Origin of the sequence: Pseudoalteromonas tetraodonis (genome assembly GCF_002310835.1) — a bacterium.
Taxonomy (GTDB): Bacteria; Pseudomonadota; Gammaproteobacteria; order Enterobacterales; family Alteromonadaceae; genus Pseudoalteromonas; species Pseudoalteromonas tetraodonis.
Window position 1 is genome coordinate 1,803,222 of sequence record NZ_CP011041.1, and the last position, 15,788, is coordinate 1,819,009.

Genomic DNA, 15,788 nt, shown 5'->3' on the forward strand with positions numbered 1-15,788 from the left:
TCTCGCTCCTAGTAGGTACGTGCTTTAGGTGGGAAAGCTTCACGTGTTTTAGGCTCGTAGTTTACTTTACGCTTGCTCATTTCATCCGTTACCGGATTAAATACTGAGTGACATAACCAGTTTTCGTCATCACGATCTGGGAAGTCAAAGCGAGAGTGTGCGCCACGGCTTTCAGTACGGAAGTTTGCAGCTACTGCAGTTGAGTAGGCTGTTTCCATTAAGTTGTCTAGTTCTAAACATTCAATACGCATGGTGTTAAAATCTGATGATTTGTCATCAAGACGCGCGTGCTGTAAACGTTCACGGATTTCTTTAAGTTCAGTAAGACCTGTAGCCATTGAGTCACCTTCACGGAATACCGAGAAGTTAAGCTGCATACATTGTTGTAGGTCTTTCTTGATTTGAACTGGGTCTTCGCCTTGACCAGCTGTTGAGTTTTCCCAACGGTTAAAGCGCGCAAGAGACGCTTCTAGGTCAGACTCTGAAGCCGCTTTAGAAATTTCAACGTCATTTAGGTATTTACCTAAGAAGTTACCTGCTGCACGGCCAAATACAACTAAATCAAGTAATGAGTTACCACCTAAGCGGTTAGCACCATGTACAGATACACAGGCAATCTCACCAACAGCAAATAAACCTTGTACTACTTTTTCGTTGCCAGCAGCATCGATATTAAGTACTTGACCATTTACGTTTGTTGGCACACCACCCATCATGTAGTGACATGTTGGGATAACTGGAATCGGTTCTTTTGCAGGATCAACGTGAGCAAATGTTTTAGCAAGATCACATACACCTGGAAGACGTAAGTTAAGCGTTTCTTCGCCTAAGTGGTCAAGTTTCAACTTAAGGTGAGGACCCCAAGGACCATCACAACCACGACCTTCACGAATTTCTGTCATCATTGAACGAGCAACAACGTCACGAGACGCTAAATCTTTAGCATTTGGTGCGTAACGTTCCATGAAGCGTTCGCCATCTTTATTTAAAAGATAACCACCTTCACCACGACAACCTTCAGTTACTAGCGTACCAGCGCCAGCTATACCTGTCGGGTGGAACTGCCACATTTCCATGTCTTGCATAGAAATACCAGCACGTGCAGCCATACCAACACCGTCACCGGTATTAATGTGAGCATTGGTTGTTGATGCGAAAATACGACCTGCACCACCTGTCGCTAACACAACTGCTTTTGATTTGAAGAAGGTGATTTCACCTGTTTCAATTTCAATCGCTGTACAGCCTACTACATCGCCATTATCGTTTTTAACTAAATCAAGTGCATACCATTCTGAGAATACATTGGTTTTGTTTTTAACGTTTTGTTGATAAAGAAGATGTAATAATGCATGACCCGTACGGTCAGCTGCTGCTGCAGTACGCGCAGCCTGTTCACCACCAAAGTTTTTCGATTGACCACCGAAAGGACGTTGGTAAACACGGCCATTTTCAAAACGCGAAAATGGTAAGCCCATGTTTTCTAATTCAGTAATAGCTTCTGGGCCAGTTTGACACATGTATTCGATAGCGTCTTGGTCACCGATAAAATCGGAACCTTTAACGGTATCATACATATGCCATTCCCAGTTATCTTCATGCGAGTTACCTAACGCGACTGTAATACCGCCTTGAGCAGATACAGTGTGTGAGCGTGTCGGGAAAACTTTAGAGATTAGCGCACATGTTTTGCCAGATTCAGTAATAGCAAGAGCAGCGCGCATACCTGCACCACCGGCACCAATTACTACGGCGTCAAATTCACGAACAGAATATTTCACTTAAACACCCCATAAAACGATTAAACCCACAGCTACGTAAGCAACAGCCATTAGGTTTAGTACAAAGCCTAAAAAAGCACGCAATTTAGCGTTCTTTACATAGTCGGTAAGAACCTGCCAAAGGCCGATACGGGTATGAACCATAATGCAAACTAGGGTGATTAACGTTGCCCCTTTCATTGCTAGGTTTGAGAATAGGCCTGTCCAGGCTTCATATGTGACTTCTGGCATTGCTAAAAAATAGCCAATAATAAAGATTGCATACGCGCTGATTATTAATGCCGTTGTGCGTAAAGATACAAAATCTTGTACGCCATCACGTTTAAGAGTTGCTTGATTTAAGACCATATCCACACCCCTGCCAATACAGCAAACACAACGCCAAGTGCCATCGCAATTTTAGCGCTAGTATTGCCTGATTCAAGTTCTTCCCAATGCCCCATATCCATAATAATGTGACGGATACCACCGATAAGGTGATAACCCAATACAGAAAGGGTGCCCCAAGCTATAAATTTGGCAATGAATCCGTTAAACAGACTCTTGACGAATTCAAAACCTTCAGCTGAAGAAAGAGACTCTGACCAAGCCCAAATGACAAACGTTAAAGCAAAAAATAATGCAACACCGGTGACGCGGTGAAAAATTGAAGCTTTAGCCGTTGCCGGCATAGATATAGTTGTTAGATCTAGATTTACAGGTCTTTGCTTTTTCACAGTTACTTGCCCATCTTGCCCGCAGTGGGGCTCATCTACTTGTTTTTCTAAAACCCACCAAATGTTTCTGGTGGAACTATCAAAATAAACGTATTGATACTAATAAAGTTCACTTTTTATGAAAATTATTATGTAAAAAAAAGTTTACCCAAATACAAATTGGTTAAAAACCTCCGTTAGTATATATAGCCGGAGACTCTTTTACAATTCTTGTTTACTTTGAGTCGTTTGCGAATTAGCCAATGGTATAATATTCAATCTATACCGAATATTTATTATACATATGTGCATAATACTTATAAAAATTGACTTTATACCCCTCTTTCACGTTAAAATGTAAAGATGTGCTTAGAATAGATTTTAGAATATAAAAATCAGAATAGTTATCTTAATAGGAGATACATAGATGGCAGATAAGAAAGCCACGGTCCATATTGATGGGCTAGATCCAATCGAACTTCCAATTTATCAAGGTACTGCTGGCCAAGATGTAATTGACGTACGTACACTCGGCTCACATGGTCACTTTACTTATGACCCAGGTTTCATGTCGACTGGTTCTTGTGAATCTACCATCACTTACATCGATGGTGGCAAGGGTGTTTTATTACACCGTGGTTACCCAATCGAACAGTTAGCAGAAAGCTCTAACTACGTTGAGTTATGCTACTTACTATTAAATGGTGAGTTACCAACTAAAGAGCAATACGATGATTTCGCTACAAAAATCACTCGTAGCACTATGCTAGATGAAAAAATCGCAAACTTCTTCCAAGGTTTCCGTTTTGACGCTCACCCTATGGCGATGCTATGTGGTGTGGTTGGTGCTTTATCTTCTTTCTACCATGAAGATCTGGATATCACTGATGCAGTTCAACGTAAAACAAGCGCTATTAAATTAGTTGCTAAGTTACCAACAATTGCAGCAATGGCGTACAAAACAAACATCGGTCAACCATTTGTATACCCACGCAATGACTTAAGCTATGCAGAAAACTTCTTACACATGATGTTCTCTGTGCCTGCTGAAGAATACAAAGTAAACCCTGTCACAGCTAAAGCAATGGATAAAATCTTCATGCTTCATGCTGACCATGAGCAAAATGCATCAACGTCTACAGTACGTTTAGCAGGTTCTTCTGGTGCTAACCCTTATGCATGTATTGCTGCGGGTATTGCATCACTTTGGGGCCCTGCTCACGGCGGTGCTAACGAAGCATGTTTAAACATGTTAGAAGAAATTGGCTCAGTTGATCGCATTGACGAATACGTAGCAAAAGCAAAAGATAAAGCGGACCCGTTCCGTCTTATGGGCTTTGGACACCGTGTTTACAAAAACTTCGATCCTCGTGCAACAGTAATGCGTCAAACATGTCATGAAGTGTTAGCAGAGTTAAACATTCAAGATCCATTGCTTGATATCGCAATGAAACTAGAGCAAATTGCACTTGAAGACCCGTACTTTGTTGAGAAGAAACTTTACCCTAACGTAGATTTCTACTCAGGTATTATCTTAAAAGCAATCGGCATCCCTACCAGCATGTTCACTGTAATCTTTGCAATGGCACGTACTGTAGGTTGGATCTCACACTGGGACGAGATGCTTTCTCAACCTGGCCACAAGATCAGCCGTCCACGTCAGCTTTACACAGGTGAAACACACCGTGATTATAAAGCAACTGACAAGCGCTAAGCATTAAGTTAGTTTAAAAGGCCGCCTCTGCGGCCTTTTTTATTACCTGCTACTTGAGAATTATCTTAAACAGATTACAATTCCTGCCCACTTGATTAACTTTATGAGCCTATGTCTGTGTCCTCGTTTGATCCTAAAAAAATCCGTAATGACTTTCCTACTCTAAATCAGACAATTAATGGCTACCCTCTTGTTTATTTAGACTCAGCAGCAACAACACAAAAACCACAATGCGTGATTGACGCTACGACACAGTTTTACACCTTACAGAATGCAAATGTTCACCGCGGACGTCATACGCTGAGTGAGCAAGCTACAGCGGCTTATGAGCAAGTACGTCAACGCGTTGCCGATTATTTTCAGGTAACCAGTAGCGAAATTGTCTGGACCAAAGGCGCCACTGAAGCGATTAACTTAGTTGCTCATGGTTTAAGAAATACATTAACAGCTGCTGACACTATTTTAATTAGCCCAATCGAACACCACGCTAATATCGTGCCGTGGCAAGAACTGGCAGCGCAAACCGGGGCAACATTAAAAACTTTACCACTTAATACAGATGCTACGTTTGATATAGCACAGTGTTGTGAAGTGATTAAGCGCACCAACCCTGCACTACTGGCTATTACTCACGCCTCTAATGCACTAGGCAATATTACTGATTTAGCCCCCTTAATAGCCTCAGCGAAGGCGGTAGGCGCGCTAACCTTAGTGGATGGCGCACAAGGGGCGCTGCATTTAAGACCGGATTTAAAAAAGCTCGATTGTGATTTTTACGTGTTTTCTGCTCATAAAATGGTGGGGCCGACAGGGCTAGGCGGTTTATATGGCCGTTATACAGCCCTTAATGCACTATCGCCTTATCAAACAGGCGGTGAAATGATTGAGAAAGTAACCTTAACGCACAGTACTTATCGTGACGCTCCCGCTAAATTTGAAGCAGGAACGCCAAATATAGCCGGCGTTTTAGGTTTTAGCGCTGCACTTGAGTATTTAATGGCGCTTGATCTGCAAACATTACAGCACTATGAACAGCAGTTGTTTATTTATGCAGCGAACGCATTGGGCAAAATAGACGGTATTATTATCTACAGCGACCTCAAATCGAATATTGGCACACTTTGCTTTAATTATAAAAATGAACATCCTTATGATCTGTCAACTTTACTTGACGGCTATGGTGTTGCTGTACGAAGTGGTCATCATTGTACCCAACCTTTAATGAGTCATTTAAACCTAAATGGTTCACTGAGAGCGAGTTTTGCTTTTTATAATACGACTAAAGATGTAGACCAATTTATTGCCGCACTCAAAGAATGCATTGCTTTATTAGACTAATTTGGATAAATAATGACACACACATATCAACTCGTAACTAAAAGTATTCAAAGCAGTAGTAGCTGGCAACAAAAGTACCGCGAAATTATGTTACTCGGTAAAACGCTGCCACCTTTAGCCGATATATTAAAAACAGATGATGCGTTAGTGCCAGGCTGTGAGAGTAAAGTATGGATGTTTGTTGAGTTTGACCTAACCGAGAATGCACTGGTTGTAATTGGAGACTCTGATACTCGCATAGTAAAAGGCTTATTGGCGTTAATTTTAGCCCTGTATAACGGTTTAACACCCGAAGAAGTGTTAGCAGTAAATGCTTATGATGAATTTGAAAAGCTTGGCTTAATCAGTCATTTGAGTGCGTCAAGGGGCAATGGAGTAAAAGCCATGGTTGAAACAATACAAACCATGGCCAAACAAAAAGCGCTTTAAGCGCTTTTTAAATACTATTAAACCAAAACACTTTATCTAGGTATTTAGACGCGCACGCTTGTCTAAGTATTTTCGAACCGCTTTAGCGGCAACAAAAAAACCAAAACTACCGGTGATCATCGTCACTGAGCCAAAGCCATTATTACAATCCATGTTCATACTGCCATCAGCATTTTGCTTCGCATGACACACACTGCCGTCACTACCTGGGTAAACAAGCTGTTCAGTGGAATATACACAGTCAATATTAAATTTACGTTTTGGGTTTGAACTGAAATTATATTGTTTACGCAAAATGTAACGCACTTTTGCAAGTAATGGATCTTGAGTGGTTTTTGCCACATCGCCAAAGGTAATTTGACTCGGATCGGTTTGACCACCTGCACCGCCAGTTGTAATTATAGGCATTTTATTACGTTTACAGTGAGCTATTAACGCCGCTTTTTCTTTAACCGCATCAATACAATCTATTACATAATCAAAACCTTGAATATGTTCTTGAATATTATCAAGGCTAATAAAGTCATCAATCACATTCACCACACACTCAGGGTTGATAAGCTTGCAGCGAGTTTTCATCGCCTCAACTTTAGCTTCCCCTATTGTGCCTGTTAAGGCATGAATTTGACGATTTACATTAGTTGCACAAATATCATCTAAATCAATTAAGGTGATTTTACCTACGCCGGTACGCGCTAGTGCTTCAGCAGTCCAACTGCCTACACCACCAATACCCACAACACAAAAATGTGCTTGCTGTAACCACTCAAATTGCTGTTGACCATACAGACGTTTAATACCACCAAAGCGGATATCAGTTACTTGTTCACTCATTTACCAATCCAGTTTCCACGGCGTTTGCCAAGAATTAAAATCTTGATGTTTAATCAATTGCGCATACTCTTCACCAGATTCTGGCAACAGGGTATGTTGTATTTTTTGCCCTTTCCATAAAAAATCCAGCGCAAATGCATGTAAATAGGTACGCTCTGCAGGGCTGCCTGCATAACTTACATCACCCATTATGGGGGCACCCAAACTCTTTAAAGCAACTCTGAGCTGATGGGTTTTACCCGAATAGGGTTTTAATAGGTAAGCTCTAAAACCACTTTTAAAACTAAATGAATAAAACCGCGTAATAGCGGGATTTATTTGCGAGTTTAATAATTTAAAAGTACCCCGACGTGACTTCGCCATGTCTCCTTTAACCCAACCTTGCTTTTTTTTAGGCTTAGAATCACTTACAGCTAAATAAAATTTATTAATAGTATGCTCAGTAAACATCTGGGTAAACTTTGCCGCAGCGTCTTTATGCCGCGCTAATATGATCAGCCCTGAAGTCACTTTGTCTAGACGATGAACCGCAAACAATTTTTCGTTTAGTTGTTGCTCAGCAAGAACCACAAAACCAGGGCTTTCTTCTGAATGAAAATTAAGCCCTGCAGGTTTAGTTATAATATAAAAATCATCGTGCGTGTATTGCACCTTTAACACAGGCGTATCTGCTTTATTCACGCGCTTTACTTTGAATATGCGCAACGACTTTAGCTAAATCCTCTGGTGTATCAACCCCAGCATGAGGGGTCACCAGCGCTTGCTCTATTTTAATCGCATAGCCATGGTAAAGCACCCTTAGCTGCTCTAGTGATTCTAAAACTTCTAATGGTGATACCGATAATTGAATATATTGCTTTATAAAGCCAGCGCGATACGCGTAAATACCCACATGGCGTTGAAAAGGCGCTAAATTAAGTGGTTGCTGCTCTGCCATCATGGCACTTCTATCAAATGGAATGCTGGCTCTTGAAAAATATAAGGCATTTTTATTAATATCGCTGACCACTTTAACCGCGTTAGGGTTAAATACCTCATCACGCTCTTCAATGGCAACACTTAGGGTTGCCATAGGCGCGGTTGATTGCGCTAATAATGTAGCCACTTGTGACACGTTATCAGGGGATAATAATGGTTCATCGCCCTGCACATTAACTACGATAGTATCTTCTGATAAGTTTAGTAAATCAACGACTTCTGCTAACCGTTCAGTCCCTGATTGATGATCTTCTCGAGTCATCAATACATCATTGGTAAAGTGTTTAGCCGCATCAAATACTTTTTGATGATCGGTGGCAATAACCACTTTACTCGCTCCCGACAAACACGCTTTTTCATAGACATGTTGGATCATTGGCTTGCCACAAATATCAGCAAGTGGTTTACCTGGCAAACGAGTAGAAGCGTAACGCGCAGGAATAACAACTACGAATTCCACTTTTCTACCTCTTCAAGAGACAATTCTCGGGCTTCATTTTCAAGTAATACCGGAATATCATCGCGTACCGGGTAAGCAAGCTTTGCAGCTGTACTGATCAGCTCTTGGTTTTCTTTATCAAAGCGCAACTTACCTTTACACACGGGGCAAGCAATAATTTCGAGTAACTTCGTATCAAAGGCCATGATGGATCCCTTTTTCTTTTAATAGTAAATTTAATGTGTTTATTACCGCCGCTGTTGGTTGAGCATCAACAGGCAGGTAATACCAATTAGGCTTTGCAAAATCACGGCATTTAACCGCATCTTTTTCTGTCATTAATACACAGTCATCGCCAAATTGAGCAAAATCATCAGCGCTATAAGCATAATGATCGCGAAAATGATGTGTAGACAGTAATTTAATACCTTGTGCTTGCAGTGAAGCCTCAAAACGACCTGGGTTACCAATAGCACTCACCGCATGCGCAGCCTTTAAAGGCGACGCTATATCCGTGTTATCGGCTACGCGCTTAATAACCGATGGCTGCAAGCGATAACTAAACTCATCCTCAGAGCCATTTTCAATTACTACGTCTACGCTCTTTAATCGAGAGACGGTTTCGCGCAGTGGCCCTGCGGGCATTAGCAAACCATTACCAAATTTTCTTTCGCTATCAACAATACAACATTCTATGCTGCGTGCCATTTTGTAATGCTGCATGCCATCATCAGAAATGATCACATCAAGCTTAAAGTTTGCGTTGAGCTTTTCTATATTGTGCTGTCTATTTGGCCCCACAACTAACGGACATTGTAAACGGTTAAATAAAAGCACCGGCTCATCACCAGCCTCTCGTGTAGTCGTTTGTGCAGTAACCAATAACGGGTAATGAGTTGCTTGCCCGCCGTAACCTCGACTAATTAAACCAACAGATAAACCTTGGGCGATTAAGTGATCATGCAGCCATAATACAAATGGGGTTTTACCATTACCGCCAACGCTTATATTACCAACCACAATAACCGGTGTTTTGCTGATAAACGATTTAAAAATGCCGAACTTATAGCAATATCTACGCAGCAAAGAAATACAGCCAAAAATAGCGGACAGTGGTAATAGCAATAACGTAATTAAGCTAAAAGGTTTATACCAGCTTTGCTCTATTTTACTCACCCTTGCTCACCAAACTGCATTTTACATAACGCAGAATAAGTGCCATCGTTAGCAAGTAAATCTGTATGGGTACCACTTTCAATAACTTGACCACTGTCTATTACATAAATGCGGTCACTATTTTCAATAGTCGATAACCTATGCGCAATTACAATAGACGTTTTGTCTTTCATTAATGTATCGAGGGCATGTTGAATGAGTTTTTCTGATTCAGTATCCAGCGCCGAGGTCGCTTCATCTAAAATTAAAATTGGTGCATCTTTTAATATTGCGCGAGCAATCGCGATACGTTGACGCTGACCACCTGAAAGCATCACCCCATTCTCACCAACCATAGTGTTAAGTTGTTCCGGTAAATCTTTAACAAACTCCCACACATGAGCTTGTTTAGCCACAGCATGAAGCTCTTCCATCGATACATCGCGTTGGAGGCCATAACAAATATTATTTGCAATCGTGTCATTAAAAAGCACCACTTGCTGCGATACTAAAGCAAATTGACGACGTAAATCGGTGAGCTTATATTCATTTAAAGCAATACCATCCAGTAATATTTCACTGGGCGCTTCTAAATCATAATAGCGAGGTAATAAGTTTGATATGGTGGATTTACCCGAGCCTGAGCGACCAACAAGCGCAATGCTCTCGCCCGCTTGAATAGTCATAGACAAATTATTTAATACCGGCTCGTCTTTGGTTGGGTATTTAAAGGTGACATTTTTTACCTCAATATGACCTTTAACTTTATCAACCGATAAGGTGCCTGTGTCTTTTTCTATTTCTTCATCTAGCACTAAAAATACACTCTGCGCAGCTGAAATACCGCGTTGTAAATCGCTGTTCACATTGGCAAGCTGTTTTAACGGGCGTAGTAACATCATCATCGAAGAAATGAGCACTACAAAATCCCCAGAGCTAATACTGTCTATCATTGAGGGCATAGACACCACCCATAAAATAACGGCCATTGCACTGGCGGCTAAAATTTGAATGATAGAGACACTTAACGCCTTAGTCGCATCCATTTTGATACGTTGCTGGCGATTATGATTATTAATTTTAGAAAATTGATCGATTTCTTGAGTTTGACCACCAAAGCCGTGGATCACTTTGTGACCACTGAGCATTTGCTCTGAGCTGCGGGTAACTTGCCCCATCGCAGACTGAATATTTTTAGATATATGACGAAAACGTTTAGATACCACCGCCACTATAATAGCCACTAATGGAATAATAACTAAAAAGATTAACGATAATTGCCAGCTGGTATAAAACATAACTGCAAGTAAAAACACCACAAAAGCGCCTTCACGAACTACAATAAGCAGTGCTTTGGTAATCGCTTGCTGTACTTGCTCTGTATCAAAGGTAATTTTTGAAATAAGGTCGCCAGTCGAGTTTTTATCATGAAACGATACTGGCAAATGTAATATATGCTCAAATAGTTCTTGGCGAAGCGCACGCACTACCTGCGAACCAACATAGCTTAAACAGTACGATGACATAAAATTAAATACGCCACGCCCGATCACCAACGCAATAACCACAAATGGCGCATAAGTAAGTACCTGACTATTACGCTCATTTAAACCTTCATCGATAAACGGCTTCATCAGTTGGATGAATAATGCATCCATACCTGAATAACCTATCATTCCAATAATTGCGACGATGGCAACCGACTTATAGGCACCAACGTAAGAAACAAGCCGTTTATAAATTTGTGTAGTACTTTGATCCATAACACTCTCTAAAACCACTGACAGCCTCTATTGTATCCTTAGCAACAGCAAAACAAAACGTCAATCTTTGATAAACCAATAACTTTCCTGCGCCCTCGCTGTAGTAAGCTCAAGGTGCTTAGCATAAAAATCAACTCTAACTTGTCCTACATCACCGGTGCTATATTGTTTGGCGTTTATTTTATTGTAACGCTCAACTACCGCTTTACTTGGAAATTGCCACTGACCTTGATATGCACTTGAATGAATCACAATCGTTGGGTTTACTGCCTTAATAAACTCGTCACTCGAGGAGCTGTCACTGCCGTGGTGTGGGCTTATCAAAACGGTACTTTGTAAATCATCTTCCTTTTTAATTAATTGAGACTCTCGCGTCTTTGATATGTCACCGGTAAGTAGCACACTATAGTTTGCAGCTGAGATTTTAACGATACAGGAATTATCATTACTATTATTAAATTCCTCTTTAGCAAAAGTTTGAATACTCAATCCATTAAAATCGCGTGTTGTTGCTATACAGTCGTTATATACACCATTTGGATGAAAATAATCAAAACTCCATGCATAACCGGCCGCTTTAAAATGCGCAACACCTCCGGCATGATCGTTATCTTGATGACTGACAATCGCGGTACTTACCGTTAGATTATGGGCGTCAATATAGGGTAGTAATACACTAGGCACACGACTAAAGCGATTAAAGTAACTCGGGCCAAAATCATAAATAAACGCATGCTTATCTTTTTTTATCAGTACCATAAGGCCATGGCCTACATCAAATACGTTCAACTGCCAAAGGCTAGATTGCGTAAAGTAATAATTAGACAGTAGAGTCAAAAGCGGAATACACGCCAGTACGCGAAGCTCAATAAAATAAAGTAAAGGAACGACACTATAAAGCAGCACCACAGTGGTTATACTTACCTGACCAACATTAAGCCAACGTATGTGCTGCGGTATCGCCAGCAACATTTGATAAATATAGGTCAGTGGAAAATCATACAACACAATAAACGCATGCCAGTCGGTTAATAACCCCAGCAACACACTTAAAAATAAAGCAGGCATTAATACAAAAGATAAAATGGGAATAGCGACAAGATTTAAAACTAAACCTGCTAAACTCACGCCATTAAAAAAGTATAATGACAGCGGTAATAAGCCAATAAATAATCCCAGTTGAATAACAAAAAGAGTGCGAATATTGGCTAACAATGAATGACCTCGCAGCGGAAACTGTTTTAAAACCATAAAAATAATACATACCGCTAAAAAGGAAAAATACAGGCCAGGATTAAGCAAACTAAATGGATTAACCGCTAGAATAATAACCAACGCATATAAAATACTTCGCCATCTAAGCGCTTGCTTCGCTAAATAATAAAGCAACAAATAACAACCCAACATAATTAAGGCGCGGGTTGCCGAAATAATGAAATCACTCAAGTAAACATAAATAAAAGCGGCAACAAAGCCAGCAGCGCTATAAAAAATAGCAATATTTAATGATTGATTTAGTTCAGGCTTAATCAACTTAAGTAAACAGCGCACTGCAAAATAACAAAAGCCGAAAACCAAAGAGATATGTAATCCAGAAATAGCCAGTAAATGACTTAACCCAAGACTTTGCATTAATTGTTTATGCTCAAAGGTCATTAACGACTTGTCTCCAGTTAAGAGCACGTAATATAGCCAATTAAGCTCAGCACTACTTACGAGCTTTTTGACATAAGTCCGGTAAGCCGCGATATGATTATTTTGTGGACGGTTGTAAATCGCTAACTGCTTATTTAATACTGTGCCTTTAAACGCTATTTTTTGTGTAAAGGCATAGAGTTGACTGTCGAACACAGTAAAATTTTTAATCCCCCTAAAATTTTTTAACCTAACTTGAGCAGTAAAAGCATCACCTGGCTGAATAGGTTGTGTTGAATTAATACTTAATAAGGCATTAGGTGCTCTAAACTGACTATATTCGCTATCTTCCAAACGGGTTATTTTCACTTTTACGTATTGTGGAGGTGTTGAAGAAATAACCTCTTCGACAACAACATTGACTGAATAAGCATATTTTTCGTGCTCATTAGGTAATTCAAATGAATAAAACAAGATAAAATGTGCCGCTACACAGCAAATACCGCAAATAAAGCCTAACAATACAGTTAAAAACGGCTTAAAATACGTGCTCACAATGAGGATTGAAATTGTGATAACTGTAAATTCAAGGGTTTGGTAATAAAATACGGTAACAACAACTCCGATAACAAACCCAAGACTCATCCACACAGAAGTAAATGGTTGCTTTAAATGGCTAAAAAAACGATCCAACGGTTTTTACCCGATCCAAATAAAATTAGACATCACAAATCGCTAAGAATATTTGGCCGTCTTTTACATGATGCTAACCTTTGGCATTTAAATAGACGTTCGGCACGAGGTGCTTTTGCTGTTGGGCTTTTTTTTGCTTTCATCCCTGTTCCTTTTCAAATGGTGCTCGCGGCTGCCGCAGCGATAATTTTGAGAGTTAATTTACCCATTTCTGTTGCGCTAGTATGGATCACTAATCCACTGACTATGCCGCCAATTTTTTACGGCTCCTACCTTGTTGGTACATTAGTACTTAATCAACCAGAACAACACTTTGCGTTCGAAGCCAGTTGGGCATGGTTTATAGAAAGCTTAACGACAATTGGCCCTGCATTCTTAGTCGGTTCTTTGGTATGCGCCTCTATCGCCAGTGTTATTGGCTACTTTGGAATAGATCTAATGTGGCGCCGCTCTGTAAGGCGGGCATGGGGAATGAGAAATAATTAGCCTCTCTTCCTTTAAATGCTTACATTACTATAGACAAAAAAAACCCAACTTAACAAGTTGGGTTTTTTAGTCGTTCTGTTTAACGATTTAAGCTCATTTAAAATCTAAATACACGTCTTAAACCAACAAGTGGTAGTAATAATAAACCAAGCCAAGAAAAGCTCGCAGAACTGCGTTCGTAAAATTCAGCATCTGGGGCTTTACAATTCTCAACTTCACCATTAGGGATAGGCGAAAGTTTTACCGCAACGGCTACACTTTCATATTCAATATTACCATTTACATCGGTAACAACTCCGCCCAATGAATTTCGTTTTTCAACTGTTTTAGTCGCAACACCAAATACTTCGTTGTTTTCATTAATCGATTTAGCTTCTACCATTTTATAGCTGAAACTGGTTTCACCATCACTGTCATAACAAGGCAGCAATTTATTTAGGTTAGTGATCTTGTCATCGCCAATTTTATAAATGAAGGCTTCTGAACGGCGGGTGTTCTCAGATTCACCAATTTCACCTTCACCAACAATGTAACCTTGATTATTAATGTCATTTGCATATGAGCTTGAGCTTATAAAGTAATCTTCAGGAAACACGGTCGTGTTTGTATTTATATCATGGTAAAAAAGTTTATTTCTTAGCGTGCCTTCTATTCGCTTGGTCGCATAACCTACAACAATATCGTTATCGTTGATAGCAAATGCTTTACCACTTTGCCAGTCATCTCTTTGTTCAATAAAATCAACCACTTCACCATCTTTAAAGTAAACTGGCATCGTTAAAATTGTGGAATCTCTATCAAAGTAACGGGTATTAGAAAAACCGGCCGCAACGCCATTTTTATTAACCGCTAATGCATTACTAATAAATGGGTTACTGTCTTCATCTTCTTTTGGTGTCAGCGCTAAACCTAACAATTCTGTTGAGGTTACATTATAGGCACTATCTAATGTCCACTTAACCGCTGTTTTATTAAATAAACCACGTGTGTTACGACTATTAATTGATTCAATACACGTCATTACAGGTTCATCAAGACCATCACAATTATCAGCAATTAAGGTTTGTCTCTCTGTAGGGATACTCACTGATACATTACCAACAACAACGTAACCCGTGTCAGTGGCAACAATATCAGACGCTTTACTCGTCCCACCATGTTCAGTAAATTCTGGAACAAGCGGCACTTCTACACCGCCTTCAGAAATTAAAATACCACGTTCTATAAACTCTCGGGTAAACCAAGTTTCTTCTTCAGTTTCACCATCTGGTGTAAAAGTGATTTTATCAAACGGTGCACTGCCCCAACCTACGGTCGTACCGTCCTGTGCAACAGCATTATAAAAATTGCTGGTCGATCGCGTTAACCCATCATAATCAACCGAAGCCACATCAAACAAAGATTGCTCTGTAATTACACCACTGTTGTAATTTGTAGCAACAATTGAGCTAATTTTTTGATATTCAAAGTTAGCAGATAAGTTTGACAAAAAACGAACCATAAAAGTATGCGCATCAGCATTGGTATAAATAGCGTCGTTGTTTTCGATGTCATCAAGTGTAAACGTAATTTCTTTGTCACTTAGTTCAAATGAATTTACTTCATTAGTATAAGCGTTCTTAATTAAACTATCGGTAAAATCAATATAACTAATATCAATTGGGATATTGTATAAGCCATTAGCAAGCCCAATGACATGTCCGTTTTCACTCACATCGGTAACATAAGTATGTTTTGCGTTTTCAAAGTTACCTAACTCCGTTAACGCATAGGTAGCACTTAATGCCGATGTACTCAGTGTTGCTAAAACACTGGCCGCGAGTAATTTATATTTCATTTTATTCCTTA

Annotated in this window: 15 protein-coding genes; 4 read left to right on the top strand and 11 right to left on the bottom strand. The window is 39.9% G+C overall.

From position 1 onward, the window contains the following. Positions 1–8 precede the first annotated feature (8 nt). Genes sdhA through sdhC form a run of 3 tightly spaced genes read right to left on the bottom strand, consistent with a single transcriptional unit; the run spans position 9 to position 2,497 of the window. The gene (sdhA, locus tag PTET_RS08325; protein ID WP_013465011.1) at positions 9–1,781 is read right to left on the bottom strand and encodes a succinate dehydrogenase flavoprotein subunit; all 1,773 of its coding nucleotides are present in this window, start codon (positions 1,779–1,781) and stop codon (positions 9–11) included. After that, the gene (gene sdhD, locus PTET_RS08330) at positions 1,782–2,129 is read right to left on the bottom strand and encodes a succinate dehydrogenase, hydrophobic membrane anchor protein (RefSeq protein ID WP_013465012.1); all 348 of its coding nucleotides are present in this window, start codon (positions 2,127–2,129) and stop codon (positions 1,782–1,784) included. Then, the gene (sdhC, locus tag PTET_RS08335) at positions 2,120–2,497 is read right to left on the bottom strand and encodes a succinate dehydrogenase, cytochrome b556 subunit (RefSeq protein ID WP_076916082.1); all 378 of its coding nucleotides are present in this window, start codon (positions 2,495–2,497) and stop codon (positions 2,120–2,122) included. Before sdhC ends, sdhD begins: the two co-directional genes overlap by 10 nt. Positions 2,498–2,903: 406 nt before the next feature. On the opposite strand from sdhC, the gene PTET_RS08340 reads away from it, so the two are divergent. From PTET_RS08340 to PTET_RS08350, 3 genes are all read left to right on the top strand, one after another. Beyond that, positions 2,904–4,190 carry a citrate synthase gene (locus PTET_RS08340; protein ID WP_013465014.1) on the top strand — a complete coding sequence of 429 codons (1,287 nt, stop codon included), beginning with the start codon at positions 2,904–2,906 and terminating at the stop codon, positions 4,188–4,190. 111 nt (positions 4,191–4,301) lie between these two features. Beyond that, the gene (locus tag PTET_RS08345) at positions 4,302–5,528 is read left to right on the top strand and encodes an aminotransferase class V-fold PLP-dependent enzyme (RefSeq protein ID WP_096038454.1); all 1,227 of its coding nucleotides are present in this window, start codon (positions 4,302–4,304) and stop codon (positions 5,526–5,528) included. Positions 5,529–5,540: 12 nt separating this feature from the next. Then, a complete protein-coding gene (locus PTET_RS08350; protein ID WP_024603040.1) occupies positions 5,541–5,957 on the top strand; it encodes a SufE family protein in 417 nt (138 codons plus the stop codon). A gap of 36 nt (positions 5,958–5,993) precedes the next feature. Here the strand turns inward: PTET_RS08350 and tcdA are convergent, their stop codons facing one another. From tcdA to PTET_RS08385, 7 genes are read right to left on the bottom strand one after another with little or no spacing between them, the layout of a single operon-like run. Beyond that, positions 5,994–6,791, bottom strand: coding sequence for a tRNA cyclic N6-threonylcarbamoyladenosine(37) synthase TcdA (gene tcdA, locus PTET_RS08355; RefSeq protein WP_024603041.1), 798 nt, complete (start codon positions 6,789–6,791; stop codon positions 5,994–5,996). After that, on the bottom strand, positions 6,792–7,472 hold the full coding sequence (locus PTET_RS08360) for a TIGR01621 family pseudouridine synthase (protein WP_096038455.1): 681 nt from the start codon (positions 7,470–7,472) through the stop codon (positions 6,792–6,794). It abuts the gene before it with no gap. Next, positions 7,465–8,229, bottom strand: coding sequence for a 3-deoxy-manno-octulosonate cytidylyltransferase (kdsB, locus tag PTET_RS08365; RefSeq protein WP_024603043.1), 765 nt, complete (start codon positions 8,227–8,229; stop codon positions 7,465–7,467). Before kdsB ends, PTET_RS08360 begins: the two co-directional genes overlap by 8 nt. After that, positions 8,217–8,414 (bottom strand): Trm112 family protein, encoded by a 198-nt coding sequence (locus PTET_RS08370; RefSeq protein ID WP_008112074.1) that lies wholly within the window; start codon positions 8,412–8,414, stop codon positions 8,217–8,219. Before PTET_RS08370 ends, kdsB begins: the two co-directional genes overlap by 13 nt. Then, positions 8,404–9,384 (bottom strand): tetraacyldisaccharide 4'-kinase, encoded by a 981-nt coding sequence (gene lpxK, locus PTET_RS08375; RefSeq protein ID WP_096038456.1) that lies wholly within the window; start codon positions 9,382–9,384, stop codon positions 8,404–8,406. The genes PTET_RS08370 and lpxK overlap by 11 nt, the downstream gene beginning before the upstream one ends. Beyond that, a complete protein-coding gene (msbA, locus tag PTET_RS08380) occupies positions 9,381–11,126 on the bottom strand; it encodes a lipid A export permease/ATP-binding protein MsbA (RefSeq protein ID WP_096038457.1) in 1,746 nt (581 codons plus the stop codon). The genes lpxK and msbA overlap by 4 nt, the downstream gene beginning before the upstream one ends. 60 nt (positions 11,127–11,186) lie before the next feature. Continuing rightward, complete coding sequence (locus tag PTET_RS08385) at positions 11,187–13,454, bottom strand: DNA internalization-related competence protein ComEC/Rec2 (protein WP_096038458.1); 2,268 nt, start codon at positions 13,452–13,454, stop codon at positions 11,187–11,189. Here PTET_RS08385 and PTET_RS08390 point away from each other — a divergent pair. After that, on the top strand, positions 13,434–13,940 hold the full coding sequence (locus PTET_RS08390) for a DUF2062 domain-containing protein (RefSeq protein ID WP_024603046.1): 507 nt from the start codon (positions 13,434–13,436) through the stop codon (positions 13,938–13,940). The two genes, PTET_RS08385 and PTET_RS08390, sit on opposite strands and share 21 nt — an antisense overlap. 97 nt (positions 13,941–14,037) lie before the next feature. Here the strand turns inward: PTET_RS08390 and PTET_RS08395 are convergent, their stop codons facing one another. Then, positions 14,038–15,777 carry a DUF3466 family protein gene (locus tag PTET_RS08395; protein ID WP_024603047.1) on the bottom strand — a complete coding sequence of 580 codons (1,740 nt, stop codon included), beginning with the start codon at positions 15,775–15,777 and terminating at the stop codon, positions 14,038–14,040. Positions 15,778–15,788 lie beyond the last annotated feature (11 nt).

What these genes read in the sequence shown, in the direction of transcription:
- sdhD (WP_013465012.1), bottom strand. Translation starts at nt 2,129, where the DNA reads ATGGTCTTAAATCAAGCAACTCTTAAACGTGATGGCGTACAAGATTTT.
- PTET_RS08340 (WP_013465014.1), top strand. Translation starts at nt 2,904, where the DNA reads ATGGCAGATAAGAAAGCCACGGTCCATATTGATGGGCTAGATCCAATC.
- PTET_RS08345 (WP_096038454.1), top strand. Translation starts at nt 4,302, where the DNA reads ATGTCTGTGTCCTCGTTTGATCCTAAAAAAATCCGTAATGACTTTCCT.
- PTET_RS08350 (WP_024603040.1), top strand. Translation starts at nt 5,541, where the DNA reads ATGACACACACATATCAACTCGTAACTAAAAGTATTCAAAGCAGTAGT.
- tcdA (WP_024603041.1), bottom strand. Translation starts at nt 6,791, where the DNA reads ATGAGTGAACAAGTAACTGATATCCGCTTTGGTGGTATTAAACGTCTG.
- PTET_RS08370 (WP_008112074.1), bottom strand. Translation starts at nt 8,414, where the DNA reads ATGGCCTTTGATACGAAGTTACTCGAAATTATTGCTTGCCCCGTGTGT.
- msbA (WP_096038457.1), bottom strand. Translation starts at nt 11,126, where the DNA reads ATGGATCAAAGTACTACACAAATTTATAAACGGCTTGTTTCTTACGTT.
- PTET_RS08390 (WP_024603046.1), top strand. Translation starts at nt 13,434, where the DNA reads ATGGCTAAAAAAACGATCCAACGGTTTTTACCCGATCCAAATAAAATT.
- PTET_RS08395 (WP_024603047.1), bottom strand. Translation starts at nt 15,777, where the DNA reads ATGAAATATAAATTACTCGCGGCCAGTGTTTTAGCAACACTGAGTACA.